The organism is Lichenicola cladoniae (assembly GCF_013201075.1).
Classification (GTDB): Bacteria; Pseudomonadota; Alphaproteobacteria; order Acetobacterales; family Acetobacteraceae; genus Lichenicola; species Lichenicola cladoniae.
Map to the genome: position 1 here is coordinate 3009672 of NZ_CP053708.1, position 25937 is coordinate 3035608.

At 65.0% G+C, this 25937-nt stretch carries 26 protein-coding genes; 19 read left to right on the forward strand and 7 right to left on the reverse strand.

Annotation, left to right across the window (positions count from 1 at the left end; translation table 11 throughout):
- Window positions 1-51 precede the first annotated feature (51 nt).
- On the forward strand, window positions 52-570 hold the full coding sequence (locus HN018_RS13715) for a DUF1203 domain-containing protein (protein WP_171836681.1): 519 nt from the start codon (window positions 52-54) through the stop codon (window positions 568-570).
- A 33-nt stretch (window positions 571-603) separates the two neighbouring features.
- Here HN018_RS13715 and HN018_RS13720 read toward each other — a convergent pair whose 3' ends face one another.
- A complete protein-coding gene (locus tag HN018_RS13720) occupies window positions 604-822 on the reverse strand; it encodes a hypothetical protein (RefSeq protein WP_172443484.1) in 219 nt (72 codons plus the stop codon).
- 70 nt (window positions 823-892) lie between these two features.
- Window positions 893-1813, reverse strand: a complete 921-nt coding sequence (locus HN018_RS13725) for a LysR family transcriptional regulator (RefSeq protein WP_239478662.1) — start codon at window positions 1811-1813, stop codon at window positions 893-895.
- 76 nt (window positions 1814-1889) lie between these two features.
- On the opposite strand from HN018_RS13725, the gene HN018_RS13730 reads away from it, so the two are divergent.
- From HN018_RS13730 to HN018_RS13780, 11 genes are all read left to right on the forward strand, one after another.
- The gene (locus HN018_RS13730; protein WP_239478663.1) at window positions 1890-3074 is read left to right on the forward strand and encodes an MFS transporter; all 1185 of its coding nucleotides are present in this window, start codon (window positions 1890-1892) and stop codon (window positions 3072-3074) included.
- The gene (locus HN018_RS13735) at window positions 3074-4294 is read left to right on the forward strand and encodes an SGNH/GDSL hydrolase family protein (protein WP_171836682.1); all 1221 of its coding nucleotides are present in this window, start codon (window positions 3074-3076) and stop codon (window positions 4292-4294) included. The genes HN018_RS13730 and HN018_RS13735 overlap by 1 nt, the downstream gene beginning before the upstream one ends.
- Window positions 4295-4329: 35 nt before the next feature.
- Window positions 4330-5364: an aldo/keto reductase gene (locus tag HN018_RS13740; protein WP_171836683.1), complete on the forward strand. Its 1035-nt coding sequence runs from the start codon at window positions 4330-4332 to the stop codon at window positions 5362-5364.
- Between the two features lie 375 nt (window positions 5365-5739).
- Window positions 5740-6546: a DeoR family transcriptional regulator gene (locus HN018_RS13745; protein ID WP_171836684.1), complete on the forward strand. Its 807-nt coding sequence runs from the start codon at window positions 5740-5742 to the stop codon at window positions 6544-6546.
- Between the two features lie 17 nt (window positions 6547-6563).
- Complete coding sequence (locus HN018_RS13750; RefSeq protein ID WP_171836685.1) at window positions 6564-7469, forward strand: substrate-binding domain-containing protein; 906 nt, start codon at window positions 6564-6566, stop codon at window positions 7467-7469.
- Between the two features lie 12 nt (window positions 7470-7481).
- Window positions 7482-9017, forward strand: a complete 1536-nt coding sequence (locus HN018_RS13755; RefSeq protein WP_171836686.1) for a sugar ABC transporter ATP-binding protein — start codon at window positions 7482-7484, stop codon at window positions 9015-9017.
- Window positions 9014-9988: an ABC transporter permease gene (locus HN018_RS13760; protein ID WP_204259533.1), complete on the forward strand. Its 975-nt coding sequence runs from the start codon at window positions 9014-9016 to the stop codon at window positions 9986-9988. Before HN018_RS13755 ends, HN018_RS13760 begins: the two co-directional genes overlap by 4 nt.
- Window positions 9988-10941: a tagatose kinase gene (locus HN018_RS13765; RefSeq protein WP_171836687.1), complete on the forward strand. Its 954-nt coding sequence runs from the start codon at window positions 9988-9990 to the stop codon at window positions 10939-10941. Before HN018_RS13760 ends, HN018_RS13765 begins: the two co-directional genes overlap by 1 nt.
- Window positions 10938-12197, forward strand: coding sequence for a D-tagatose-bisphosphate aldolase, class II, non-catalytic subunit (locus HN018_RS13770; RefSeq protein WP_171836688.1), 1260 nt, complete (start codon window positions 10938-10940; stop codon window positions 12195-12197). The genes HN018_RS13765 and HN018_RS13770 overlap by 4 nt, the downstream gene beginning before the upstream one ends.
- A gap of 36 nt (window positions 12198-12233) precedes the next feature.
- Window positions 12234-13028 carry an L-iditol 2-dehydrogenase gene (locus HN018_RS13775; protein WP_171836689.1) on the forward strand — a complete coding sequence of 265 codons (795 nt, stop codon included), beginning with the start codon at window positions 12234-12236 and terminating at the stop codon, window positions 13026-13028.
- Window positions 13029-13105: 77 nt separating this feature from the next.
- On the forward strand, window positions 13106-14428 hold the full coding sequence (locus tag HN018_RS13780; protein WP_171836690.1) for an ABC transporter substrate-binding protein: 1323 nt from the start codon (window positions 13106-13108) through the stop codon (window positions 14426-14428).
- Window positions 14429-14538: 110 nt separating this feature from the next.
- Here the strand turns inward: HN018_RS13780 and HN018_RS13785 are convergent, their stop codons facing one another.
- On the reverse strand, window positions 14539-15180 hold the full coding sequence (locus HN018_RS13785; RefSeq protein ID WP_171836691.1) for a hypothetical protein: 642 nt from the start codon (window positions 15178-15180) through the stop codon (window positions 14539-14541).
- 109 nt (window positions 15181-15289) lie between these two features.
- Here HN018_RS13785 and HN018_RS13790 point away from each other — a divergent pair, with 109 nt between their 5' ends.
- The 5 genes from HN018_RS13790 to HN018_RS13810 all read left to right on the forward strand — a co-directional run bounded on the left by HN018_RS13790 (window position 15290) and on the right by HN018_RS13810 (window position 20493).
- Entirely contained in the window at window positions 15290-16201 is a 912-nt protein-coding gene (locus HN018_RS13790) for a LysR family transcriptional regulator (protein WP_171836692.1), read from the forward strand.
- 264 nt (window positions 16202-16465) lie between these two features.
- The gene (locus HN018_RS13795; RefSeq protein ID WP_171836693.1) at window positions 16466-17437 is read left to right on the forward strand and encodes a 2-keto-3-deoxygluconate permease; all 972 of its coding nucleotides are present in this window, start codon (window positions 16466-16468) and stop codon (window positions 17435-17437) included.
- Window positions 17434-18705: a four-carbon acid sugar kinase family protein gene (locus tag HN018_RS13800; protein ID WP_171836694.1), complete on the forward strand. Its 1272-nt coding sequence runs from the start codon at window positions 17434-17436 to the stop codon at window positions 18703-18705. Before HN018_RS13795 ends, HN018_RS13800 begins: the two co-directional genes overlap by 4 nt.
- Window positions 18702-19697, forward strand: a complete 996-nt coding sequence (gene pdxA, locus HN018_RS13805; RefSeq protein WP_171836695.1) for a 4-hydroxythreonine-4-phosphate dehydrogenase PdxA — start codon at window positions 18702-18704, stop codon at window positions 19695-19697. Before HN018_RS13800 ends, pdxA begins: the two co-directional genes overlap by 4 nt.
- Before the next feature lie 22 nt (window positions 19698-19719).
- Window positions 19720-20493: a DeoR/GlpR family DNA-binding transcription regulator gene (locus HN018_RS13810; protein WP_171836696.1), complete on the forward strand. Its 774-nt coding sequence runs from the start codon at window positions 19720-19722 to the stop codon at window positions 20491-20493.
- Between the two features lie 272 nt (window positions 20494-20765).
- Here the strand turns inward: HN018_RS13810 and HN018_RS13815 are convergent, their stop codons facing one another.
- Together HN018_RS13815 and HN018_RS13820 are read right to left on the reverse strand one after the other, a co-directional pair.
- The gene (locus tag HN018_RS13815; protein WP_171836697.1) at window positions 20766-21212 is read right to left on the reverse strand and encodes a pyridoxamine 5'-phosphate oxidase family protein; all 447 of its coding nucleotides are present in this window, start codon (window positions 21210-21212) and stop codon (window positions 20766-20768) included.
- Between the two features lie 274 nt (window positions 21213-21486).
- Entirely contained in the window at window positions 21487-21924 is a 438-nt protein-coding gene (locus HN018_RS13820; RefSeq protein ID WP_171836698.1) for an Rrf2 family transcriptional regulator, read from the reverse strand.
- Between the two features lie 98 nt (window positions 21925-22022).
- Here HN018_RS13820 and hmpA point away from each other — a divergent pair, with 98 nt between their 5' ends.
- Both hmpA and HN018_RS13830 read left to right on the forward strand, forming a co-directional pair.
- Window positions 22023-23234 (forward strand): NO-inducible flavohemoprotein, encoded by a 1212-nt coding sequence (hmpA, locus tag HN018_RS13825; RefSeq protein WP_171836699.1) that lies wholly within the window; start codon window positions 22023-22025, stop codon window positions 23232-23234.
- Window positions 23235-23248: 14 nt separating this feature from the next.
- On the forward strand, window positions 23249-24319 hold the full coding sequence (locus tag HN018_RS13830; RefSeq protein ID WP_171836700.1) for an NAD(P)H-dependent flavin oxidoreductase: 1071 nt from the start codon (window positions 23249-23251) through the stop codon (window positions 24317-24319).
- A 33-nt stretch (window positions 24320-24352) separates the two neighbouring features.
- On the opposite strand, the gene HN018_RS13835 is transcribed toward HN018_RS13830, so the two are convergent.
- Both HN018_RS13835 and HN018_RS13840 read right to left on the reverse strand, forming a co-directional pair.
- Entirely contained in the window at window positions 24353-25330 is a 978-nt protein-coding gene (locus tag HN018_RS13835) for a retropepsin-like aspartic protease (RefSeq protein WP_171836701.1), read from the reverse strand.
- A 57-nt stretch (window positions 25331-25387) separates the two neighbouring features.
- On the reverse strand, window positions 25388-25936 hold the full coding sequence (locus HN018_RS13840) for a cob(I)yrinic acid a,c-diamide adenosyltransferase (RefSeq protein WP_171836702.1): 549 nt from the start codon (window positions 25934-25936) through the stop codon (window positions 25388-25390).
- Window position 25937: the final 1 nt, after the last annotated feature.

Sequence of the window (25937 nt, forward strand, 5' to 3'; positions counted from 1 at the left end):
GGATGCCGATCGTCTTGTCACAGATGAACATGCGGCCAGGGGAGCACTCGCATGGCCGCATTTCACTGTATCGCTATCAAGACCGAAATCGCCGACCGTTTTCGTCGCACCGGCCAGGATGATAACGGGAACCGAATCAAACTGATCATGGCAACCGCAAGCGGTACCTTCCCGTGCCGCCATTGCCTGCGTCTGGGTAAGCCCGGCGAGACCATGCTGCTCGGGTCCTATAACCTTCCGCGGCCAAGCGGCATCTATTGGACGCCGAGCCCGATATTCGTGCATCAGACTGCGTGCACGCGCGCCGAGGCTGAGAACGAGGTCGCCCCGATCGTCCGGGCTAATCCACTTGTGTCCGTCCGTGCCTACGATGAAGAGGACCAATGCCTGTACGACCTAGGCCAGGTCTGCGCAGGCCACGATGTTGATGATCCGCTCGAGCGCGCTCTCGGTGATCCTCGAACGGCCTTCGTCAACATCCACACCGCCCGACCGGGCTGCCTGTTGGCGCTTGTGGAACGTCTGCCGATCAACTCGATCGACGCGACCGCCGGAGTAGGTTTTCCCTGACCTTGGCATCGCGAGTTTTATGCAGGGCTCCCATCATGCGATCGCACAGGGTGAAGTGCGGCGAGTAGGTACAGCTGAAGAACTGATGATGCTGGTCACGCTGTTCATCGGCGACGGCGGCAGGCAGATCCCACCACCGTGCTCGACGCCGGAATGACCGATGATCCCGGTAATATGGTCGTAGAGTTTATGTAACAGAGGAACCATCGGACTAATCGCGTCATGAAGTTCGATCGGAAGCTGGTCGGACACGGTGTGTGGCTGCAAAGCAGACGCGAAAGTCGTAGTCAGGCTAGACTGACCTGTCGCGAGCCATCCAATCTCATGTGTTTCCGGCTAGCGAGGTGAGTGGCCGCTGCGCGTCCACCCGACCCTCCGTCGCCAGGTAGTCGAGGAACACACGTATCCGAGCGGGAAGCTTGCCAGACTTTCCTACATAAACTGCATGAAACGGCTCCAGCTTCATTTCGTGCTCTGTCGTTGGCAGCACCACGAGATTGCCACGTGCAATTTCGGCCCGGATCGTAAACTCGGCAAGCCGAGCCGGAGCTATACCCGCCAGGGCGAGGCGCCTGATACCCTCGCCGTCGCTGACACGGACCCTTGCGGGCACCGCCTCTCCAGTCCGCAGCCAGTCTCCGGCTGCACGCGCATACGCGAACCCCATGCGATCTCGCGCCGGCAGATCATCGGCATTTGCCGGCATTCCATGACGCTCGATCCAGACCGGGGCCGCGACAACAACCAAAGCGCTCTCGCCAAGTGCCCGGGCAACGAGACTGGATGTCGGGAGGGGGCCGGCCCGGATCGCGACGTCGGTGCCATCCTTGAGCAGATCCGACACGGCATCCGTCTGGATGATCTCTATTCCGATGTCGGGATAACGCTCGAGGAACTCGAGCAGGATGGCGGTCAGGACATGGGAGACATAGCTCGCCGAACTGTTGATTCGGATGCGGCCGGACGGAAGACGCGACCCTGCCGCCTCACGCTCCGCCAGATCGATCTCGGCGAGTATACCCAGGGCGCGACCATGGAACAGTTCGCCCTCGGGGGTAAGCGCGATCCGACGGGTCGATCGCCGCAGCAGCGTCACGCCGAGGCGCTGCTCCAGCCGGGTGATCAGCTTGCTCACCGCGGACGGGGAGAGGCCCACGAGACGACTGGCCTGCGTGAAGCTGCCATTCTCGACGACCTGGGCGAACACCGCCATCTCGCCGGCACGGTTCGGTTCCTGACGCATTATCGCAATTCACTTCATCAATCATGTTCCGGACTGCACTCTAATTCGCTTCAAGGCCTTCTGCCATGTTCGTCGCATGGCAACACGCTCCGGCATCCCCCTCCCTCTCTTGGCCCTGGCCGCCGGCGCATTCGCCATCGGAGTGACCGAGTTCGTGATCATGGGCCTGTTGATGCAGGTCGGGGCCAGCTTCGGCGTCTCAACCAGCACCGCAGGCCTGCTGATCTCCGGCTACGCGCTCGGCGTGGTGGTCGGCGCGCCGGTGCTCACGCTCGCTACCGCCCGCTGGCCTCACAAGCGAACCCTGCTGGTGCTCATGGCCGTCTTCGTCGTCGGCAATATCGGCTGCGCGATTGCGCCGACCTACGAACTGATGATGGCGGCGCGGGTGGTCACCGCGTTCGCGCACGGCACGTTCTTCGGCGTGGGCTCGGTCGTCGCGAGCAATCTGGTTGCGCCCGGTCGTCGCTCCTCGGCGATCGCTGTTATGTTCACCGGCCTCACGGTTGCCAACATCCTCGGCGTGCCGATCGGCACATGGATCGGCCAGCTCGCCGGCTGGCGGGCGACGTTCTGGGCGGTCGCCCTCGTCGGGGTGTTGGGCTTGGCCATCATCGCCAGGCTCCTCCCGGCCGATCGGCCGGAATGTGGCGGCTCCAGCATGCACGACGATCTGCGGGCGATCCTGCGGCTGCCGGTCTTGATGGGTCTATTGATGACGGTCCTGGGCTATGCGGGAGTCTTCGCCGTATTCACCTATATCGCTCCGCTGCTGACGCAGGTAAGCGGTTTCGGGGCGCGGGCGATCTCACCCATCTTGCTCCTCTTCGGCGGTGGTCTGGTGCTCGGCAACTTGGCCGGCGGCCGGCTGGCCGACCGCTCCCTCGTGGCCGCGATCTTCGGAACGCTTGGCCTTCTGCTGGCGGTACTTCTCGTGTCTGGGCCGCTGTTCACCTCCCGGGTCGGGGCCCTGTTCGCCGTCGCGGCGCTCGGGTTCGCGACGTTCTCGACGGTAGCCCCCCTTCAGACCTGGGTGCTGAGGCAGACACGTGGTGCCGCCGAGAGTTTGGCGTCGAGCTTCAACATTGCCGCCTTCAATCTGGGTAATGCGATCGGCGCCTGGATCGGTGGTATCGCGCTTGACCGGCTCGGGCTGCTTTCGCTGACGTCGGTCGCGGCGCTCTTTCCGCTTGCCGCCATCGTCGCCGCAGGCTTGGCAGTGACCCTGCAGAGATCCCCGGTCGCGCGGCGGGCTGCCTGATGAGGAGCCGTCTTGCCAAGTCGAGGCAGCAAGCGCCGGAAGGGTATCCACTGCAATGGGCCCCCGCCTGGTTTGCCAGTCCGCAGCCGGTCTGGTCGGACGGCCTTCCACTGGCCGCCGACCTGCCGAGCGACCTGCATGATGTCACACTCCGGCAGGTGGTTCAGCTTGGATATGCCGGGCATCAAATCAGGTTGCTGATCAGCAATCGATACGGGGCAGTCCCGACGTCGTTGGACAAGATCGTTGTCGCACCCTCGGTCGGTGGCTGTCGGATCGACGCCGCTCGAAGCAGGGTTGTGACGTTCAGCGGTGCGGAAACAGTCACCATTCCGCCGGATGCCGTCGTGGCAAGCGACGCCGCAGGCCTGGAGGTCGCGTCCGGCGACAGTCTCGCCATCTCGATCAGGCTGCGAGATGCCCCGCGGCTCGGCGGGTTTCACTGGGATGGCCGGCGCACCGGTTACATCCTGCAGGGCGATCAACTCGATGTCGCTTCGCCGGTCAGTCGTGCCACAACCGAACGACGACTGCTGCTGAAGGCGATCTACGTGGCCTGTCCTGCACCGCTGGGAGTCGTCGCGGTCATGGGTGATTCGATCACCGACGGTGCTGGCGCTACGCTCGATCGTGACGCGCGTTGGCCAGACTTCCTAGCGCCGGCGGCCGCCAGGAATGGTTACGCGGTCGTGAATGCGGGCATCTCCGGGGCTCGCCTGTTAAGCGACGGCATGGGCGAGCACGTCCTCGCACGGTTCGACAGCGACGTCGCAAGCCAGCCTGGTATCTGCGCGGTGATCCTGCTGATCGGCATCAACGACATTGCCTGGCCCGGGACTGCCTTTGCACCGCGTGAAGCGCCGATGACCTTCGAGCGCATGATTGCGGGATATGCCGCTGTGATCGCGCGCGGCCATGCGGCAAATCTCCGGATAATCGGCGGCACGCTTTCGCCCTTTGTAGACGCGCTTCCGGATACGCCGATGGCCTCAACTTATTACAGCCTCGAGAAGGACGTGCTCCGGCGTCGGGTCAATGAATGGATCCGGACGTCGGGGGCCTTCGACGCGCTGGTCGATTTCGATCGCGTGCTTGCCGATCCCCAAAGTCCGAGCCGACTGCTGCCACGCTTCGACAGCGGTGACCACCTTCACCCCGGTGATGAAGGCAATCTCGCAATGGCTGCGGCCGTCGATCTCGAGAGTTTCAGGGGCCGCTGATCGCGGGCCCAAAGACTGATCACAGGAGATAAACAATGGAATATCGCCAACTCGGCAACTCTGGGTTGAAGGTGCCTGTTCTGAGCTTCGGTGCCGGGACGTTCGGCGGGTCAGGTCCTTTGTTCGGGGCGTGGGGCAATACCGAGGGTGCCGAGGCAAGGCGTCTCGTCGACATCTGCATCGACGCCGGCGTTACCCTGTTCGACACGGCGGACGTATACTCGGCCGGCGCTTCCGAGACCGTGCTCGGCGAAGCGATCAAAGGGCGTCGCTCGCAGGTGCTTCTGTCAACGAAGATGGCGCTGCCGATGGGGAATGGTCCGAACGACGCCGGGACATCGCGCGCCAGGATACTTCGATCGGTCGAGGAAGCTCTGCGGCGGCTGGGAACCGACTATATCGACCTGCTCCAGCTGCACGCGTTCGACGCCGCAACGCCGGTCGATGAAGTGCTCGCGACGCTCGATCAACTCATTCGGGTGGGCAAGATCAGATACACCGGGGTCTCCAATTTTTCTGGCTGGCAGGTGATGAAGTCGCTGGGCGTTGCCGACCGCAACGGCTGGACGCGCTATGTCGCTCACCAAGTCTATTACTCGCTTCTCGGCCGCGACTACGAATGGGAGTTGATGCCGCTGGCCAGAGATCAGGGTATTGGTGCCCTGGTTTGGAGCCCGCTCGGCTGGGGGCGGCTGACCGGCAAAATACGTCGCGGTGAGCCCTTGCCTAAAGGCAGCCGGTTGCACGACACGGCATCATTTGGGCCGCCGGTGGAAGACGAACATCTCTATCGGGTCGTGGACGCGCTTGAGGCTGTCGCCGAGGAAACTGGCAGAACTGTCCCGCAGGTCGCGCTGAATTGGCTTACCCAACGCCCGACGGTAAGCTCGGTGATCATTGGAGCAAGAAACGAGGAGCAGCTTCGCCAAAATCTCGGAGCGGTGGGGTGGGCTTTGACGCTTGATCAGATGCGCGCACTGGACGAAGCCAGCACCGTAACCGCGCCCTATCCATATTTTCCGTACTTGCGACAAGAGGGCTTCGCGAGGCTCAATCCGCCGATCTGCTAGGCGCACGAAAGAGTTCTTCGAGCAGTCGTCCAGGTTCGCTCTGTCGGCGGTTCACCCCGAGGCCGGCGTATATGCCACGAGAGTCTGCCTTGAGTCGAAAGCCGCCAAGATGTGAGTATCAGCTTTTATCCGCTCTGCACGGCCTCCCACACCAAAGCCGGCTGTCGGTTTCCGGCCAGGTCCGGCCCGTCCGCCGGATGTTCCTGCGAGCGTTGTTCGAGTCTGCGGCTTCCCAGGAACTGCAAATCCCGCGCCTGGCGTTCCTCGGCCAGGACGCTTGCGGTCGAAGATACGAGGCTGTAGAGCTTTCGAACCGTAAGTCAGGTCTTTCGTTTCGATAGGCTTGCATGTTTTGACAGGTCTGGACCGTCCCAGGTGTCGATCGGATCACGCAGCGTCGTTCTGCAGCGCAGATTGACCATCGCCGACCGGATCCGCCGGCATGGGATCACCCGTGTCGAGGCGCTGAGCAAGGAGCTCGGCGTCTCCGTGGTGACGATCCGCGGCGATCTGGCGTACCTCGAGGAACAGGGCCTCGTGGTGCGCTCGGCCGGCCAGGCACGTCCCAATCCGACGGCCGGGATCAAGGTTGCCGCCCTGCCCGACCTGTCCCGCACCGAAGCGCTGCCGATGCTCCGGATCGCCGCGGGGCTGGCGGGCCAGGACATGGCGGTTCTTCTCGGTGCCGGCAGCCTGACCGGACAACTGATCCCGCATTTGCCGACCGGCATCGACTTCAGGCTCGTGCTGTCCGACCTGAACGCGCTGGCGATAGCCCGTGCCTGCCTGGACGGGCCGTTGCATCTGCTCGGCGGGGAGCTCGACCGGGACAGCAACAGATTGGATGGGCCGCAGAGCCTGCACGCGCTCAGCCTGCACGTGATCGGGCTGTTCGTCCTGCAGGTGCAGGCGATCTCGCCGGCGGCGCTGCTGCTGCCGCCCGGTGCGTCCGAGCCGTTCAACCGCGCCGCTGCCCGGCGTGCAGGCCATGCCGTCGCACTGGTGAATGGCAACGGCCTGCACACCGCGGTCGGCCTGCCGCAGCTTGCGACACAGTGCGTCGACCACGTGATCCTGCCAGCGAGCGCCCATCGGGAGGCGCTCGGGCACCTGGCGGAAACCGGCTTCCATCAGGTGCCGCTGCCGAAAACCACCGCCTATCTCTTCAGCAAACCAAAATAAACGACAGGAACGCTCCCATGAAGCTCTCGACGACACTCACCGCCACTGCCTTGCTGCTTGCCGGCGCCGCCCTGGCGCATCCAGCCCAGGCCGCCGGGGTCATCGGCGCATCGTTGCTGACGCAGCAGCATCCTTTCTATATCGAGCTCGGCCGCGCGATGCAGGAAGAAGCCACGAAGGATGGCGTGACGCTGCAGGTTTCGATCGCCAACCAGGACCTGAACAAGCAGATTGCCGATGTCGAGGACTTCATCACCAAGAAGGTCGACGTCATCATCATTTCGCCGGTCGATTCATCCGGCGTCCGGGGCGCCGTTCGCAAGGCGCAGAAGGCCGGCATCAAGGTCATCACCGTCGACGTGCCGGCAAAGCATGCCGACGTTGCCGCCTATGTCGGCACCGACAACTATGCCGGTGGCGAGAAGGCCGGCGAACTGATGGCGAGCCAGCTCGGCGATACCGGCCAGGTGGGGATCATCGACTACCCGACCGTGCAGTCCGTGGTCGACCGGGTGAACGGGTTCCGGCACGCGCTCGAAGCGCATCCGAACGTGAAGATCGTGGCGGATCAGGCTGGCATCACCCGCGCCGAGGCGCTGTCGGTCGCACAGAACATGTTGCAGGCCAACCCGGGCATCACCGGGATCTTCGGATTCGGCGACGACGCAGCCCTCGCGGCCGTGTCCGCGGTCCACAGCGCCAAGCGGGCCGGCACGGTCAAGGTGATCGGCTTCGACGGCATGCAGGAAGCACGGACCGCCGTCGACCATGACCCGGTATTCGTCGGTGTCATTCGCCAGTATCCGGATCGCATGGGCGCACAGGCGATCGACAGCGCCGTCGCGCTGATCGCCGGCAAGACCGTGGAGCCGAAGCAGTTGATCGTTCCGGGCGTCTACACCAAGGCCGACGCGGCGAAATAGGAGGCGCAGGCGATGTCCGCATCATCCGTCGGGACGATACCGGTGATGCGGATCCGCGACCTTGCGAAGTCGTTCGGGCCGGTTCATGCGCTTTGCCAGGTCAGCCTCGACCTGCATGCCGGGCAGGTCCACACGCTGCTGGGCGAGAACGGCGCCGGCAAGTCGACCCTGATCAAGATCATGGGCGGGGTGCTGCAGCCGACTGCCGGCAGCATGGAGCTCGACGGGCGGCCGTTCAGCCCGGCGTCACCTACCGAAGCGATGCAGGCCGGCGTCTCCATCATCTTCCAGGAGCTCAGCCTGAGCCCGAACCTGAGTGTCGCCGAAAACATCTTCGCGGGACGTGAGCCCAGCCGGTTCGGCTTCCTGCAGACGCGCCGCCTGCACGATGCGGCGGCGTCGCTGATCGAGCGGCTGGGGTTCCGCCTGGATGTGCGTCGGCCGGTCCGGCACATGCGTCTGGCGGAACGGCAGCTGGTCGAGATCGCCAAGGGGCTGAGCCGGCCTGCGAAGATCGTGGTCATGGACGAGCCGACCTCCTCGCTGAGCGACAACGAGGCCGACCAGTTGTTCCGGGTGGTGGAGCGGCTGAAGCAGGAGGGAGTGGCGATCGTCTACATCTCGCATCGGATGGACGAGCTGATGCGCATCTCCGACACGATTACCGTGATGCGCGATGGCGCCCACGTTTCCACCCAGGCTCGTGCCGGAACCAGTATCGGCAGCCTGATCACCCAGATGGTCGGCCGGCCGATCGACGAGCTGTATCCGCCACGGACCGTCCCGGCGCCGCCGCCGGATACGCCATCGAGGCTTTCGGTGCGCGGCCTGACCGCGCCCGGACTGTTCCGCGACATCAGCTTCGAGGTACGTCCCGGGGAGGTGCTCGGCTTCTTCGGATTGATCGGCGCAGGCCGGTCCGACGTGATGAAATCATTGTTCGGCCAGCAGGTCGTCACCGAAGGGCAGATCCTGCTCGACGGCGTTGCGGTGGCACCCAGGCATCCGCTCGAGGCGATCAGGCTCGGGATCGGCTTCGTCACCGAAAACCGCAAAGAGGAGGGGCTTGTGCTGCAGCACAGCGTCGAGCGGAACATGGGCGCGGTCCGTCATGCGGCGCTGGCGCCATCGTTCGGGCTTGCGCATCCGCGCCTGGAACGTGACACCGCGCACACCGAAGTGCGCCGTCTCGCGGTCAAGACGGCAAGCCTTGCGACAGCGGCTGGAGCGCTTTCCGGAGGCAACCAGCAGAAGATCGTGCTCGGCAAATGGCTGGCGGTATCGCCGCGCGTGCTGATCCTCGACGAGCCGACGCGCGGCATCGACGTGGGCGCCAAGTACGAGATCTACCGGATCATTCGCCAGCTTGCAGCCGAAGGCACGGTCATCCTGCTGGTCTCATCGGAATTATCGGAAGTGCTCGGCCTGAGCGATCGCATCGTCGTCATGCATGACAAGGCGCTCGCAGCCACCCTGCCATCGGCCGGCCTAACCCAGGAAATCGTCATGACCCACGCCGCCGGCCTCGCGACACGCAGCGCCGCATGAGCATTCTAGCCGCTGGACTGAACCGCACGATGCCATCCGTGCGGGCCAGTGGCCGTCAGTATGGAGGCATCGTCGCGGCGCTGCTGCTGCTGGTCATCGTGTTCTCGTGCCTGAGCCAACGCTTCCTGGCGCTGGATAATTTCGTCAACATCATGCAGCAGGTCGCGGTCATCGCCGTCGCCGCGTTCGGCATGACGTTCGTCATCATGCTGGGCGAGATCGACCTCTCGATGGGCTCGATGATCGCCGTTGCCGGCATGGCGGCCGCACAATGCATGGCGCACGGCACCGGCATCGGTCCTGCCATCATCGCGGCACTCGCCGCCGGGCTGGTGATGGGCGCGATTAACGGCGTGATCGTGGCAAAGCTGGGGATGCCCTCGTTCATCGTCACGCTCGCAACGATGGGCGCGTTCCGCGGCCTGGTCAGCCTGCCCACGGGTGGATTGCCCACCGCCATCGACAGCGATACCTGGCTCGACATGGGCTCGGACCAGTGGCTCGGCGTTCCGGTGCTGGTCTGGATCATGCTGGCGCTGTTCGTCATCGCCTACGTGCTGCAGGTCAAGACCGTGTTCGGTCGTCGAGCTTATCTCACCGGCGGAAATGCGGAGGCAGCGACTTATTCCGGCATCCGGATCGACCGGATCCGCATCGTCGTGTTCATGCTGAGCGGCGTTCTGGCAGCGGTGAGCGGCATGATGCTGTCGTCGAGGCTGTCTTCGGCACAGACCAACGCCGGCACCGGCTACGAACTCGATGCGATCGCGGCGACGGTGCTCGGCGGCACCAGCCTGTCCGGCGGTTCCGGGTCGATGGTCGGCACGCTGCTCGGGACTCTGGTCATCGGCGTCATCAACAACGGCATGAACATGCTGTCGGTCCCGTATTTCTATCAGCTGATCGTCAAGGGCATCGTCATCCTGGTGGCGGTCTGGCTGGATATCCGAGCCAAGAAGGCACAATCCTGATGGACACCACCACGAAAAGCGTCGTCACGATCGGCGAGGTTCTCGTCGAGATCATGGCCGATACGCGGGGCGACGGGTTCCGCGAACCGCTGTCCCTGCGTGGACCATTCCCGTCCGGTGCGCCGGCGATCTTCATCGACCAGGTCGCGCGGCTCGGCCAGAAGGCCGGCCTGATCTCGTGCGTCGGCAACGACGATTTCGGCTGGCTCAATATCGAGCGGTTGCGCGCCGACGGCGTCGATACCTCGGCGATCCGGGTACATCCCGACCAGGTCACCGGCAGCGCCTTCGTGCGCTATCGCGAGAGCGGCGAACGTGACTTCGTGTTCAACATCAAGAACAGCGCCTGCGGCCAGACGCGGATCACCGAGGAAGGCCAGCTTCTCCTGGCGCAGTGCGCGCACCTCCACATCATGGGCTCGTCGCTGTTCTCGTTCCGGCTCATCGACGAGGCCAAGAAGGCGATCGAGCAGGTCAAGGCGCAGGGCGGCACGATCAGCTTCGATCCGAACGTCCGCAAGGAGATGCTGAACATTCCCGAGATGCGAGCGGCACTCGAGATGATGCTGCAATATTGCGACCTGTTCATGCCGAGCGGTCCGGAGCTGATGCTGCTGACCGAGGCGACGACGGAAGAGCATGCGATCACCGAGATCCTCGGCCTCGGCGTATCCGGCATCGTCGTCAAGCGCGGCAGCGAGGGTGCCTCCTGGCATGACGGCACGCAGAATTTGTTCGTGCCTGCCTTCAAGGTTGCCGAGATCGACCCGACCGGCGCCGGCGATTGCTTCGGCGCCACCTTCGTCACCTGCCGCCTGCAGGGACGCAGCATCGCCGACAGCCTGCGCTACGCCAACGCCAGCGGCGCCCTCGCCGTGGGCCAGCGCGGGCCGATGGAGGGCACGTCGGATTTCGTAGCACTCGACGCGCTGATCGCAGGAGACGCCGCATGAGCATCGATACGTTGAAGCGGCTGGCGACCGATCGCGCCGCCGGACGCCCCTCGGGCATCACATCGGTCTGTTCGGCGCATCCGCTGGTGATCGAGGCGGCCCTGCTGCAGGCGCGGGAAGACGGCACCGAGGCGCTGATCGAGGCGACCTGCAACCAGGTCAACCAGGATGGCGGCTATACCGGGATGGACCCGGCGGCCTTCCGCGATTTCGTCATGTCGATCGCCGATCGCGTCGGCTTCAACCGAGACCGGATCATTCTCGGCGGCGACCATCTCGGTCCCAACCCCTGGAAGCATCTGCCGGCCGAGGACGCGATGCAGCGTGCCGAGGACATGATCGCCGCCTATGCGCTGGCGGGCTACGAGAAACTGCATCTCGATTGCAGCATGGGGTGCGCCGGTGAGCCGGCAGCGCTGGCCGACGAGCTCACCGCCGCCCGCGCGGCCCGGCTGGCGGCGCGGGCCGAAGCCTGCGCTCCGGCAGCCCCGGTCTACATCATCGGCACCGAGGTCCCGACGCCGGGCGGTGCCACCGAGGCGCTCGACCATCTGGTTCCGACCGAGGCGGGTGCGGTGCGGGCGACCTACGACGTGCATGAGCGCGCCTTCCGCGAGGTCGCTCCCGGCGCCTGGAGCCGGGTGATCGCGATGGTGGTGCAGCCGGGCGTCGAGTTCGGGCACGAGGAGGTGGTGATCTACCGGCCGGATGCGGCGCGCGATCTCGCCGCGACGCTGACCGGGCTACCCGGGCTGGTATTCGAGGCGCACTCGACCGACTACCAGCCGGAGGCCGCCCTGCGACGGCTGGTGCTGGACGGGTTCCCGATCCTGAAGGTCGGTCCGGGCCTGACCTTCGCCCTGCGCGAGACGCTGTATGGGCTCGACGCCATCGCGCACGCGATGCTGCCGGCGGCGCCCCGCCTGCCCGCCGAAATGGAGACGCTGATGCTGGCCGAGCCGAAGCACTGGCAGTCGCATTATCCCGGCACGCCGAACGAACAGCGCCTGCTGCGTCATTACAGTTATAGCGACCGCATCCGTTATTACTGGCCTGATCCGCAAGCCCGTGCCGCCACCGACGCGCTGATGCAGCGGCTTGGCGATACCAGGTTGTCCGAGACACTGATCAGCCAGTACCTGCCGCGCTTCTATGATCGCGTGATGACCGGCGCATTGACGCCGGATGCCCGCACGCTGCTTATCGAAGCCGTCCGCGACGTGCTGCGGCTCTACGCCCGCGCCTGCGCCGCCTGACCAACAAACCGCAATCATCCCAGGGAAATACCGGACATGGACAAGAGACTCGACGGCAAGATCGCGGTCGTCACCGGCGCCGCCCGGGGCATCGGCCGCGCCATCGCCACGCGCTACGTGGCGGAGGGTGCCACGGTCATCATCGGCGACCTGAACGAGAGCGGGGCCAAGGCCGCCGCTGCCGAAATCGGCGGTGCCTGCAGCGGCATGGCGCTGGATGTAACGCGGCAGGACTCGATCGACGCGATGATCGCCGCAGTGGTGGCCGAGCATGGCCGGCTGGACATCCTGGTGAACAATGCCGGCATATTTGACCTGGCGCCGACAGTGGAAATCACCCGCGAGAGCTATCGCCGCGTCTACGCAGTCAATGTCGAGGGGCTGTTGTTCACCCTGCAGGCGGCCGCAAGGCAGATGATCGCGCAGGGTCGGCCGGCTGGCGGTGGTGCCGCCGGCAAGATCATCAACTTCGCCTCGCAGGCCGGCCGGCGCGGCGAACCCCTGGTGGCGATCTATTGCTCGAGTAAGGCGGCGGTAATCAGCCTGACCCAGAGCACCGGGCTGGACCTGATCAAGCACGGCATCAACGTCAATGCCATCGCGCCGGGCGTGGTCGATAACGACATGTGGGAGCATGTCGATGCGAGCTTCGCCAAGTACGAGAACCTGCAGCCCGGCGAGAAGAAGCGCATGGTCGCGGCCGCGGTGCCGTTCGGCCGCATGGCCCGTCCGGACGAGATCGCCGGCCTGGCCGCCTTCCTGGCCTGCGCCGACGCCGATTATATCGTGTCGCAGACCTACAATATCGACGGAGGCAACTGGATGAACTGAACTCGTTACCGTAACGTTGGGCCACGGTCGGGACTCACCGGCCAAACGATATCCGGGTTCTGGGGAGGATCCACACCATGACGACACATAATCGCCTGCTAGCGACCGTAGCGGCCGCCGGCCTGGCACTGGGAGCGGGTGCCGCTTCCGCCGACACCACCCTGACCATCGCGACGGTCAACAACGTGCAGATGATCGAGATGCAGAAGCTCTCTCCGGTGTTCGAGAAGGCGCATCCCGACATCCACCTGCGCTGGGTCGTGCTGGAGGAAAATACACTGCGCCAGCGCGTCACCACCGACATCGCCACGCATGGCGGCCAGTTCGACATCATGACGATCGGCAACTACGAGGTGCCGCTCTGGGCCAAGCAGAAATGGTTGCAGAGCTTCGACAACCTGCCGGCGAGCTATGACGAGAACGACATCATCGGGCCGGTGAAGGACGGGCTGAGCTACCAGGGCCACGTCTACGCGCTGCCGTTCTATGCCGAGAGCGCCATGACGCTCTACCGCAAGGATTTGTTCGACAAGGCCGGGCTCAAGATGCCCGAGGCACCGACCTACGAGCAGATCCGCCAGTTCGCCGACAAGCTGACCGACAAGTCGCAGAACGTGTTCGGCATGTGCCTGCGCGGCAAGCCGGGCTGGGGCGAGAACATAGCCTATTTCAGCACGCTGGTGACGGCGTTCGGCGGCCAGTGGTTCGACGCCAACTGGAAGGCGACGCTGAACACCCCGGCATGGCACACGGCGCTGACCTATTATAGCGACATCCTGAAGGCCGACGGGCCGCCCGGCATCAGTTCGAACGGCTTCAACGAGAACCTCGCCTTGTTCTCGTCGGGCCATTGCGCGATGTGGATCGACGCGACGAGTGCCGCGGGCACGGTCTACGACAAGAAGCAGAGCCAGGTGGCCGACAAGGTCGGCTTCGCGGCAATCCCGACCGGTTCGTTCCAGGGCGGTCCGACCTGGCTGTGGTCGTGGAACCTGGCAATCCCGTCCTCCTCGAAGCATGTCGATGCGGCCAAGACCTTCATCACCTGGGCCACGTCTAAAGAGTATATCGCGCTGGTCGCCGAGACCGATGGCTGGGTGAACATCCCGCCGGGCACGCGTATCTCGGCGTACCAGTCACCCGACTATAAGCAGGTGGCCCCGTTCTCCGACTTCGTGCTTGCCGCGATCCAGCATTCCAATCCGAACGGCAAGACCGCCAACCCGCGTCCGTATGTGGGTGCGCAGTTCGTCGACATACCCGAGTTCCAGGGTATCGGAACCCAGGTTGGCCAGATCATCGCCGCGACGCTGACCGGTGCCACGACGGTCGACAACGCGTTGTCGACCGCGAACACCGCCGCAGAACGGACGATGCATCAGGCGGGCTATCCCAAGTAAGAACCTGATCGATCCGGCCGGGATGTTTCCTGTTCCGGCGACGTTGCGCTCCACCCCGGGCGCAACGTCACCGGGACGATCGATCGCCGGTGCGCGTGACGAACCAGACTTTAGTGGCCGGCGGCAGCCGATGAGGAGTGATCCGGCATCCGCTTGTAGTTGTAGCGGTGCCCCAGCCAGCGGACATCGCTTCCGTCCGCAGGGCTGAAGTACTGCTCCTTCACGTCATGATCCTCATCGACGAAACGAATGACCTGATCCAGCCGCAGAAACTGTCCGACCGCGTCAGGCCCGGGACGGGGACTCGCGAACGGTGCGAAATCGAGCACGATGCTGCCGTTCCCGCCCCGGTCGCGGCTCCAGGCGACCATCATTCCGTCCGGCCCGCGCGTGTCGAACGACATGTAGTCCCAGCGTCCTTCGAGCCGGTTGAACGTCAGGAGGTCGGTCCGGCGCACGTCGCGCGACTCATCGTCGCCGGCTGGACGGATGATCTCCTGCGACAGGGTTCCCATCATCCGCCGCACCGCGATCAGCCCGCTCGTCGTCACCGGAACGGCGCCCGGTGCAGACCACGCGGACTCCGTAACGAGCCAGCGTCCCGTCCGTCCGGCGAGCAGATCCGCTTCCGGACCGGCCTGGTTCAGTCGCTCGCCTGCCGACAGCCCTGCCGATGCCATCGCGCGGGAAACCGGGACGGCGGCGAACAGACCGACAGCGGCAAGGCGAACGATGTCTCGACGATCGAGCATGGCGTGGTTCCAATCCTGGCGGGGCGCCCGTCATGTCTACCAAGTGCCTGATGACCACGGTCGCGCCATCTCGGCTCCACTTTGTCGCGCTGAGGTCTACAATCCACGGATGATCGACATCTATGAGGACGTCCCCACCTTTGTCGCCGTTGTCGAGTTCGGCGGATTCGCTGCGGCCGCGCGCCATCTCAACCTGTCGCGGTCGGCGGTCGGGAAGGCGATCGCGAGGCTCGAGATCCGGCTCGGCGCCCAGTTGCTGCAACGGACCACGCGCCGCGTCACCCTGACCGAGGATGGCCATGCGTTCCACGTGCACTGCCATCGCGCCCTTGCCGAACTTGAAGCCGGACGTTCGCAGCTCGAGCGGGGACGTCGCGAGATCAGCGGAATACTGCGCGTCTCGATGCCGGTCCTCTATGGAAGACTGAAGGTGGCGCCCGTCCTCACCAGGCTGGCGATACGACATCAGGCTCTTGCCCTGGAACTCGATTTCCGCGACGGGCTGGTCGACCTGATCGGCGATAGGGTCGATCTCGCAGTCCGGATGGGGCCGCTCGACCCTGTGACCGGCCTGATCGCGGTAAGGATCGGCGAGGAACGCACCATGCTGTGCGCGTCACCCGCCTATCTCGATCGTCACGGCCGTCCCGAGGGACCGGACATGCTCGACTTGCATGTTGCCATCACCTACTCCCGCGGCGGCCGCACGCACCCGTGGACCTTCCCACGCACGGGCGATGCCGCTCTCGTCGTGCGCCCCGAATCCAGGTTCCGGCTCGACGATTTGGGCGCGATCATGGACGCGGCGATCGCCGGCGTCGGTCTCGCGTGGCTGCCCGACTGGCTTGTCGAGGATGCGCTTATTCGCGGCGTCCTGTTGCCTGTGCTGCCACAATTATTGCCGGCGACCAGCCCGATCCACGCCGTCTGGCCGGCAGCCAGCCATTTGCCCCTGGGCGTTCGCACCGCGATCGACGAGTTGAAGACCAGCCTCCAGGTGCCCGAGCCGCGCGGCCGCTGAGCGACGCCGGCCGATCGCACCTAAGCGCAAATCGCGGCAGCCACCCGTGATCGCTTGCGGCGGCAGTGTGCCATCGAGGATCACAAGCCTAGGCCATATGGTTCAACTTGTTGTCGCGAGCGATCCTGACGTGATGGGCAATGTTTCCTGTGCCTGACGTGTGCGCCCCGACACGATGGCAGCGGCGAAACGAACCGACAGCCCTCACCCCTTGCAATCTGCGCGAAACGCGCAAATATTTGCTTGATCAGCCGGGAGTTCCGTATGCAGATCGCCATCAAGCGGGGGCTCGACCGGATCCCCGGGGGCATGATGGTCGTGCCGCTTGCGATTGGCGCTGCCTTCGCGACGCTGGTCCCTCAGACGGCATCGTTCTTCGGCTCCTTCACCGGCGCGCTGTTCCACGGGGCGCTGCCGATCCTCGCCGTCTTCTATGTCTGCATGGGCTCCACGATTGCGCTCGGCGCCCTGCCTCGCGTGGCGCGGCGTGGCGGCGTGCTGCTGGCGACCAAGATCGCGCTCGGTATCGGAGCCGGCCTGATGCTGGGCCACGTGCTCGGCGAGCAGCCGGTCACGTCGGGATGGTTTGCCGGACTCTCCACGCTGGCTGTGGTGGCAGCGATCAACGACACCAACGGCGGCCTCTACATGGCGCTGATGAACCAGTTCGGCCGCCCGGAAGAAGCCGGCGCCTACGCGGTGATGACGCTCGAGTCCGGACCCTTCCTGACCATGGTGACGCTGGGTGTCGCGGGCTTGTCGGCGTTCCCATGGCAGACGCTGGTCGGTGCCGTGTTGCCACTGCTGGCCGGCATCGTCATCGGCAATTTCGATCGCGAGATGCGCAGCTTCCTGGGTGTTGCGGCACCGACGCTGATCCCGTTCTTCGCCTTCGCGCTCGGGACGACCCTTGATCTGCACCGGGTCTGGAGCGCCGGCCTGCTCGGGGTGGCGCTTGGGCTTGCGGTGGTCGCGGTATCCGGCGTGGCGCTGATCGTGACCGACCGGCTCTCAGGGGGTAACGGAACAGCCGGCATCGCAGCCGCCTCGACAGCCGGCAACGCCGCGGCGGTGCCGGCCCTGATTGCCGCCGCCAATCCCGTTTACAAGGCCGCCGCGGCACCGGCGACGATCCTGGTCGCATCTTGCGTGATCGTCACCAGCCTGCTGGTCCCGATCCTGACCGCCCGCTGGGCGCGCTTCGTCCAGCGGAAGATACCGGTCGATCCGACATGATCGAGATGGTGATCATCGCCGACGATCTGTCCGGCGCCGCCGATTGCGGCATCGCGTGCACGACAGCCGGCTATGGGACGTTGGTGGTGCTGGGCGAGCGAGAGGACGAGCTCGATTGCCAGGTACTGGCTATCGACGCGAACACACGGGGCGGCTCGTCGGCGGATGCGGCAGCCGAGTCCGCGCGGTTGGTGCGGCTGCACGGGACCCCGGACCGGATCCTGTTCCGCAAGCTGGACTCGACCCTGCGTGGCCACGTGGCGACCGAGCTGGCCGCGACGCTCGCCGCCCGGCGTGAGTTCGGGCCTGCAATCATCGTGCTCGCACCCGCATTTCCCGCTACCGGGCGCACGACCCGCGACGGCGTTCAGCTGCTCGATGGCATTCCGATGGAACAGACCGTCATCTGGCAGCGCGAGCGCATGCAGGGCCCGGCCTACCTGCCTGAGATGATGGCATCGGCGGATCTGCGCTCGGCGGTGTTCGACCTTGCCGCCGTGCGGGATAGCCGGCTTTCCCGGGCGATGACGGCCGCCGCCGGGGACGCGATCGACGTGCTGTGCTGCGACGCCGAGAGCGAGGATGACCTGCGCCGGATCGCGCAGGCCGGCGCCGCACTCGGGCGGCAGGTGATTTGGGCCGGATCGGCCGGTCTCGCAGGCCACGTCCCGGCTTCCATGCTGCCGCAACTCGCCACGGGCCGTTCGGCTGGCGGCCCGGTCGCTGCAGTGTCCGGCCCGATCCTGTTCGTGATCGGCTCGCTCTCCGCGGTGTCCGCGCGGCAGGTCGCGTTGCTCGCCGAGCGTCCGGACGTGGAACACCTGCTGGTGCCCCCCGCGGCGCTTCGTGACGGCGCCCGGACGACCCGGTGGCGCGGGATCGAGCGCGAACTGGATGCGGCGCTGGAGACCGGACATGATGTGGTGGTGTCGCTGGAAGCCGAGCCGGACGCCGATCCGCGCGACGGCCTGGTTCTGTGCCACGCGCTGGCCAGCCTGACCGCACCGCATGCCGACCGCATCGGCGCGCTGGTTTCGGCCGGCGGCGAGACTGCCCGGGCGGTGCTGCTCGCATTCCGCGCCGCGGGGCTGCGCCTGTGCGGCGAGATCGAGCCCGGCGTGCCGCTGTCCCTGGCCGAAGGCTGGCGGCGCCTGCCGGTCGTTACCAAGGCCGGGGCGTTCGGCTCCGAGCAGACCTTCCTGCGCTGTCGTGCATTGCTGCACGCCGGCTACGTTCCAAACCGTTCCCGACCGGAGTTTCTTCCATGACGCTGCCCCTCATTGCGATCACCATGGGCGATGCCACCGGTGTCGGCCCCGAGATCATCATGAAGAGCCTGGCCCATGCCGAGCTCTATGAGCGGTGTCGCCCGCTGGTCATTGGGGATGCGAAGCGGCTCGAACGCGCCGGACGGATCGTCGGGTCCGACTTGGTGGTGCGATCGCTGTTCGCCGTCGAGGATGCGAAGTTTGAGCCGGGCACGGTGGATTGCATCGACCTGGGGCTGATCCCGGACGACCTGCCGTTCGGCAAGCTGTCGCCGGTCGCAGGCGATGCCGCCTATCAGTATCTGCGCGTGGCGACGGAACTCGCGGTTGCCGGCAAGGTGGCGGCGATCTGCACCGCCCCCCTCAACAAGGAGGCGCTACAGGCCGGCGGTCATCATTATCCCGGCCATACCGAAATGCTGGCGGCGCTGACTGGGACCGAGGAGGTTTCGATGATGCTCACCGCGCCGAACCTGCGCGTCATCCACGTCACCACCCATATCGGTCTCATGGACGCGATCCGGAAGATCGAGCCCGGCCTGGTGGAGCGTACCATTGCCCGTGGTCACGAAGTGCTGGTGAAGGCAGGGCTGTCGCGGCGCAAGATCGGTGTCTGCGCCATCAACCCGCATGCCGGCGAGAACGGCCTGTTCGGCCAGGGTGAGGAGGCGGAGAAGATCGTTCCGGCGATCGAGGCGTGCCGGGCCAAGGGCTGGGATGTCGAGGGGCCGCTGCCGGCGGACACGCTGTTCTTCCGCGCCGGTCGGGGAGATTTCGACATGGTGGTGGCGATGTATCACGACCAGGGCCACGGACCGGTGAAGGTCCTGGGTCTCGAATCGGGAGTGAATATCACTGTCGGACTGCCGGTGATCCGCACCTCGGTCGATCACGGCACCGCCTTCGACATTGCCGGCAAGGGCATCGCCGACGAGCGTTCCCTGCTCGAGGCGCTGCGGCAGGCGATCGCGCTGGCTCCAGCGGACGCGTGATCCTGCCAGGGCGAAACCGCGCATGAAGGTGGCACGTGCCCGGCGGCTGGACATGCTCCGGCATATCGGTGCCGGTATGGCGAGCGCCGAGGCGCTGGCGGAGCAGCTCGGCATCTCGCTCTCGACGGTGCGGCGCGACCTCGCGGTGCTGGCGCGCGAAGGCGCGTTGTTGCGTACCTATGGAGGGGCGGCGCTGCCCGGCCCGGTGCAGCCCGAGCAGCCGCTCACCGAGCGGCTCGGTGAGCGAAACGCGCAGAAAAACGCGATCGCGGCGCTGGCGGCAGACCATGTGCTTGATGGCCAGACCGTTATCCTGGATGCGGGCAGTACTGTCGGCGCTCTCGCCAACCGGTTGCGCGACCGCAAGGATTTGCGCGTCGTGACCAGCGGCCTGACCAGCCTGCAGGCGCTGAGCGGCCTGGATCGGATCGATCTCGTTTCTCTCGGCGGCACGTTGCGGCCGATCAGCCTGGGCTTCACCGGCCCGCTGGCCGAGCAGGCCATGCGGCGAATTACCGCAGACAGCGCCTTTCTCGGCGCGGACGGCGTCGTCGCGGGTCGCGGCCTCTGCGAAGCCAGCGCGGAACAGACCTCGCTGAAGGAGCTGATGACCGCGCAGGCAGAAACGATCTACGTGCTCGCAACCTCCGACAAGCTGGGCAAGGCCGCGTCCCGCGCCTGGGCGCCGCTGGACCGGCCTTGGACACTGGTCACCGACGCCGATGCCAGCGAGGCCCAGCTCGAGCCGTTCCGCCGGCTCGGCACGGTCACCATCCTGATTGCGTCCGGCGCCTGACGGCCGGGTGGACGCGCTCAAGGCCGCAGCACCAATTATTTCCCCACGACTTCACCGCCCGGAAACGCGATGACCTTACCGGCGGTCATGGTCGACACTGCGCGTTGCGCCTCCAGGCTCAGGGTGCTGAGGTGCGGGGGCACCACCACGTTCTCCAGAGACCAGAACGGGTGATTCGACGTCGAAAACCGGCGGTCGCATGACACGGCCGGCAGGGCTGGAGGAAGACGCTGACCATGCTGATCGCAATCGTATCGAAAGCGTCCCGTCGATCAGTCGGATAGCAAGGTCGCAGACCATTGAGCCCGCAAATCATCTTCCCGAGCTCCGTCATCGTAGGCAGGTGTCGAGAGCGACTTGGCGTATAGTACGTCGATCAAAACGATGTGCTCGATGCGATTGGCCATCGTTCCCCACCGGTCGAAGCGCGCCCGATGCAGACGGTAGATATCGCTGTCCCGAGCATGGATCGTCGCGGTTCCCCTCGCGCGAAACCCTTTACGGCGGAGCGGATCGACAAAATTCACCTCCACGGCGGGGCTGTGGCAAAGATTGGCGATCGTCCCCGGTGAGCGGATATCGCCAAAAGCGAGCGTCCGGTCGTCGACGACGACGAAGGTCCCCTTCGGCGACAGGTTCGGCTCCCCCGTTTCGGAGACGGTGGCAACGAAACCGAGACGCTGCTTATGCAGCGTGTCTTTCATATCTTGCGTCAGCATCGAATGGCTTTCCCGATGGTCACCGGCATGATGACACTAAATAAAAGGAAGTTCATCTAGCGTGCAGTCCGGACGGCAGCGGGCGATAATTATCGTTCTTCCAAAGGCAGAAGCGGCCATGGCGCTTTTATCGGTGAACACCACAACGCTTTGACAGGCATGCCGATGAGACAAGCCATAGCCGGGACATGCCCTGGTCAGGTCGCTCTCACCGAAACGACGGCGACCTTGTCCTGACTACGCTCGCCGCTACCGATCAGCATGCTCGACACGATCATTCCGGAATACCGAGTAGCCCGGCAATTGCTGGACCAGCTTCATCGGCCACCAGATCGGCGAGGGTGTAGCCATCCAGTACCGCAAGGAATGCCGCCAGTGCCTGGCTCAAGGCATGGCGAAGGCGGCATGGCACGGTAATGACGCAGGCACCGCCGGCGAAGCACTCGACCAGCGCTAGATCTCCCTCGGCTTGTCGTACCACGTCCCCGATATTGATCGCGGCTGGCGCGCGGCCTAGCCGTAGCCCGCCCCCGCGACCCCGGGTGGTCTGGATGAAGCCCATCTGACCCAGCTGATGCGCCACCTTGGTGAGGTGGTTCTCCGAGATACCGTATGCGGCAGCGATCCCGGCGATGGAGCTTTGCTGTGGTTCCTGCACCGCCAGGTACATCAACACGCGAAGCGAATAGTCGGTGTAGCGGGTGAGGCGCATGATCGGAGAGTCCTGATACGTCAATAGGTGTATATCTATTGCATCTTTAAGGCCAGGCGCCTAAAGGTGGATCGATCATACACCTTATGGAGCATGTCATGAGCCAGTCGCTCTCTCCGGAAACCGTGGCCATCGTGAAGGCGACCGAGCCGGCCCTCGCGCAATACGGCGAAGCCATCAGCCTGCGCATGTACGAGCGGCTGTTCCAGGACGAGGCTGTGCGGGCCCTGTTCAACCAGGCCAACCAGGGCAAGGACGGCGCCCAGGTCAAGGCATTGGCGGCAGCGGTGCTGGCGTATGCGCGAAACATCGATGCCCTTGAGACGCTGGGGTCGATGGTGGAGCGGGTAGCGCAGAAGCATGTCGGCTTCCACGTGCTGCCCGAGCACTATCCGATCGTGGGAGCGGCTCTGCTGGCTGCCATCGCCGATGTGCTGGGCAAGGCGGCGACGCCCGCAGTGATCGAGGCCTGGCGACAGGCATACTGGCATCTCGCCGACATCATGCAGGGCCGTGAGGCAGCCATTCGTCGCAGCATCGAAAGCGCTCCGGGCGGCTGGAGTGGCTGGCGCGACTTCGTGGTCGTGCAGAAGAAGCAGGAAAGTACGACGATCACCTCCTTCGTGCTGCGTCCCAAGGACGGCGGCTCCGTGATCCGGCACCTGCCGGGGCAATACCTGACGGTGCATATCCCGCAGCCGGCCGGCCCACCATTGACGCGGAACTACAGCATCTCCAGCGGCCCGGGAGATGACAGCTACCGGATCACCATCAAGCGCGAGCCGGGTGGAACCGCGTCGAACTGGATGCATGACCGGGTGGATGTCGGCGATGCGATCTCGGCCACTCCGCCTGCCGGCGACTTCTGTTTGTCCGAGCGCCCCGAGCGCCCGCTCGTGCTGCTGAGCGCCGGCGTCGGGCTGACGCCCATGGTCAGCATGCTGGAAGCAATCGTTGGCCATTGGCCAGGACTGCAGGTCGACTACGTGCACGGCACCGCAAGCAGTGGGACCCATGCAATGGACCAGCATGTTCGGGACCTGGCGCGACGGTATGGCGGCATCGACGTCCATACGTTCTACAGCAGGCCCGGTGCGCATGATCTCGTGGGAACGACCCATGACGTGACCGGCCGGATCACCGTGGATTGGCTGCGGGACCATACCAGCCTTGCGGATGCGGACTTCTACCTCTGCGGTCCCTTACCGTTCCTGCGCTTCCTGATCAGCGGTCTCGCAGGTGCGGGCGTCGGCATCCAGCGCCTGCATTACGAGTTTTTCGGGCCGGCTGCGGAAGCATTGGCGGCTTGACCAGGGAGAGTCTCATGTCTGTTCTCGATCGTCTCGCGCTCAGGCTGCCGATCGTGCAGGCGCCGATGGCAGGAGTATCGACGCCGGCACTGGCCGCCGCGGTCTCGAATGCGGGTGGACTGGGCTCGCTCGGACTGGGCGCAACCGATGCCGCCGGCGCCCGGGCGATGATCGGAGCACTGCGGGCACTGACCGGCCGGGCGTTCAACGTCAACCTGTTCGTTCATGCAAACGCACAAAGCGACCAGGCGCGCGAAGCCGCCTGGCTGCAGGCGCTCGCACCTCTGTTCCGGAGCTTCGGCGCCGAACCTCCTTCCACCCTCCGGATTATCTACAAGAGCCTGATCGACGACGACGAGATGTTCGCGGCTCTTCTGGATCTCGCGCCTCCGGTGGTCAGTTTCCATTTCGGACTGCCGCGTGCCGATCAGGTCGCTGCCTTGAAGGACGCCGGCTGCGTGCTTCTTTCAAGCGCTACAAGTCTGGGCGAAGCCGCCCTGGCAAAAAAAGCCGGAATCGACGCAGTGGTGGCCCAAGGCTACGAGGCAGGCGGGCACCGGGGGAACTTCGATCCCGAAGCGACCGATGATTGCCTGGGTATGACGGCGCTCACGCGACTGCTCGTAGCCGGATCCGGGCTGCCGGTGATCGCAGCCGGTGGCATCATGAACGGACGCGACATCCAGGCGGCGCTCGACCTGGGCGCGATCGCAGCACAACTCGGCACCGCGTTCGTCGCGTGCCCGGAAAGCGGTGCCGACCAGTCCTACCGCGAGGCCCTGGCCGGACCCGGCGCGGCGCACACGGTGATGACCAGGTCGATCTCCGGCAGGGCCGCCCGCTGCATCCGGAACCGCTTCACCGACTGGGGGACGAAGACCAGCCTCGCGAGCCCCGACTATCCGATCGCGTACGATGCCGGGAAGGCGCTCAACGCAGCCGCCAAGGCCGCCGGAGAGAATGGATATGGGGCGCAATGGGCCGGCCAGGGCGCACCCTTGGCCCGCGCAATGCCTGCGGCCGCATTGATGGCAACGCTGGCTGCCGAACTCAGAGAAGCCATCGTGAGCTTTTCCGAAGTCTAAGGTCGGTAGGCATCCGAATGATGACGCGAGCCGCTATTCGTCCACCTTTATCTGAACCACCTTCGTCTGGTCGAAATGTATCCTTGTCGCAGCAGGCAGAATGTCGGTCGTCTGCCTGAACACGAATTTCTGGTTTTGAAAGTCGAACGTCCCTACGCCGAGATCAAAGAAGTTGAGCCCGAGCATTGCATAACTTACATCATCCTCGACGTCGAACGCGACATGCTGCATCTGCACGCTGCCAACATCGAGAATGTCCACATAATGGCGTCTTCCTAAGACGCCTCTTCCGAATTTCGTTACGACTGACGGATCGTTCGCGAGGTCCGCATCGCTGATACCAGCCTTGTTCGCTAGTCCGGTTGGAAGGATGCTGACCGGAAGGTCGGGTTCCAGGACTGCCTGGATCAGCTGCCCATTGATCCGGATCGGGACCAACAGAATTTCCTGCTGCATGTCGATCGAGCCGGGCGGAGCAAGACGCGGAGGACCCTGGCAAGCGACCTGAGGGGTAGCGATAGTCATTCGGCGGCCCGGTAGGTCCAACTCCACGATCGAGCCTTCCCGCAGGATATCGCGCCCGAGCATGCCAACGATCGGGCGCTTTTCCAAGGTCCGATCATCGGGCTCCGGCAAAAGATAGCCTGCTCGATCTGCGGCTTTTCTGCCACCAATCGAGAGATCCCGTGCGATCGATGCGAAAACCGGCTGTACGTCGCCATCCTGCTGACGCAAGCTCAGACGCCGATACTTCGGAAAAACAACCGCGCCATTGTTTCGAAACAACAACGGGACAAAGCCCGGCGAGAAGAACATCGCAGCCGCAGTCCCGTGCAAATGGACGGGAAGGATCGGGCTGTCGCCGGGCATCCCGAGCAAAGGCAACGAGATAGAGGACGGGATGCAGGTCGCCGAGCCAATCTGGCTCGGTTCACGGATCGACTGATCGCTGCATGAGGCAAGCAATAGCGCTGAAACAACAAGCAATCGTGCGTAGTTGGATTTCTTCACCGCGCTCGTGCATCGCAGGCGATGACGAGCCAGCTGCATAAGCAGCACATCCGACCGCTACCGCACCCACAGCACATCGTTCCGCCCGTCGTCGTTCAGGCGGCGGGCCAGCACGAAGGCGTAATCGGACAGCCGGTTCAGCGCGCGCGTCACCTCGGGATTGACCGGTTCCACTGCGGCCAGCGACACCACCCGGCGCTCCGCCCGCCGGACGACCGTCCGGACGACATGCGCCTGCGCGGCACCGGCGCTTCCACCCGGCAGCACGAAACTGTCGAGCGGCTTCTGGCTGGCGGCCATGGTCTCGATCGCCGCATCCAGGGTTGCGAGCAGGCGGCCGTCGATCCTGAGCGTGTCGCCCATCTCGCCCGGCATGCACAGGTCGCCGCCGATATCGAACAACCCGTTCTGAATTCGCTGCAGCAGGACACCATCGGGCGAGCCCGCGTCGAGATGCAGACGCAGCACCCCGATCGACGCATTCGCCTCGTCGACCGCGCCCAGCGCCTCGATACGCAGGGCATCCTTGGCGAGGCGGGTGCCATCGCCGAGACTGGTATGGCCTTCGTCGCCGGTGCGGGTGGCGACCTTGTCGATGCGGATCATG

Bases quoted from the DNA above. Each gene is read 5' to 3' on its own strand.
- HN018_RS13715 (WP_171836681.1), top strand. From the start codon at position 52: ATGGCCGCATTTCACTGTATCGCTATCAAGACCGAAATCGCCGACCGT.
- HN018_RS13725 (WP_239478662.1), bottom strand. From the start codon at position 1,813: ATGCGTCAGGAACCGAACCGTGCCGGCGAGATGGCGGTGTTCGCCCAG.
- HN018_RS13730 (WP_239478663.1), top strand. From the start codon at position 1,890: ATGGCAACACGCTCCGGCATCCCCCTCCCTCTCTTGGCCCTGGCCGCC.
- HN018_RS13735 (WP_171836682.1), top strand. From the start codon at position 3,074: ATGAGGAGCCGTCTTGCCAAGTCGAGGCAGCAAGCGCCGGAAGGGTAT.
- HN018_RS13740 (WP_171836683.1), top strand. From the start codon at position 4,330: ATGGAATATCGCCAACTCGGCAACTCTGGGTTGAAGGTGCCTGTTCTG.
- HN018_RS13750 (WP_171836685.1), top strand. From the start codon at position 6,564: ATGAAGCTCTCGACGACACTCACCGCCACTGCCTTGCTGCTTGCCGGC.
- HN018_RS13755 (WP_171836686.1), top strand. From the start codon at position 7,482: ATGTCCGCATCATCCGTCGGGACGATACCGGTGATGCGGATCCGCGAC.
- HN018_RS13760 (WP_204259533.1), top strand. From the start codon at position 9,014: ATGAGCATTCTAGCCGCTGGACTGAACCGCACGATGCCATCCGTGCGG.
- HN018_RS13765 (WP_171836687.1), top strand. From the start codon at position 9,988: ATGGACACCACCACGAAAAGCGTCGTCACGATCGGCGAGGTTCTCGTC.
- HN018_RS13770 (WP_171836688.1), top strand. From the start codon at position 10,938: ATGAGCATCGATACGTTGAAGCGGCTGGCGACCGATCGCGCCGCCGGA.
- HN018_RS13775 (WP_171836689.1), top strand. From the start codon at position 12,234: ATGGACAAGAGACTCGACGGCAAGATCGCGGTCGTCACCGGCGCCGCC.
- HN018_RS13780 (WP_171836690.1), top strand. From the start codon at position 13,106: ATGACGACACATAATCGCCTGCTAGCGACCGTAGCGGCCGCCGGCCTG.
- HN018_RS13785 (WP_171836691.1), bottom strand. From the start codon at position 15,180: ATGCTCGATCGTCGAGACATCGTTCGCCTTGCCGCTGTCGGTCTGTTC.
- HN018_RS13790 (WP_171836692.1), top strand. From the start codon at position 15,290: ATGATCGACATCTATGAGGACGTCCCCACCTTTGTCGCCGTTGTCGAG.
- HN018_RS13795 (WP_171836693.1), top strand. From the start codon at position 16,466: ATGCAGATCGCCATCAAGCGGGGGCTCGACCGGATCCCCGGGGGCATG.
- HN018_RS13800 (WP_171836694.1), top strand. From the start codon at position 17,434: ATGATCGAGATGGTGATCATCGCCGACGATCTGTCCGGCGCCGCCGAT.
- pdxA (WP_171836695.1), top strand. From the start codon at position 18,702: ATGACGCTGCCCCTCATTGCGATCACCATGGGCGATGCCACCGGTGTC.
- HN018_RS13810 (WP_171836696.1), top strand. From the start codon at position 19,720: ATGAAGGTGGCACGTGCCCGGCGGCTGGACATGCTCCGGCATATCGGT.
- HN018_RS13815 (WP_171836697.1), bottom strand. From the start codon at position 21,212: ATGCTGACGCAAGATATGAAAGACACGCTGCATAAGCAGCGTCTCGGT.
- HN018_RS13820 (WP_171836698.1), bottom strand. From the start codon at position 21,924: ATGCGCCTCACCCGCTACACCGACTATTCGCTTCGCGTGTTGATGTAC.
- hmpA (WP_171836699.1), top strand. From the start codon at position 22,023: ATGAGCCAGTCGCTCTCTCCGGAAACCGTGGCCATCGTGAAGGCGACC.
- HN018_RS13830 (WP_171836700.1), top strand. From the start codon at position 23,249: ATGTCTGTTCTCGATCGTCTCGCGCTCAGGCTGCCGATCGTGCAGGCG.
- HN018_RS13840 (WP_171836702.1), bottom strand. From the start codon at position 25,936: ATGATCCGCATCGACAAGGTCGCCACCCGCACCGGCGACGAAGGCCAT.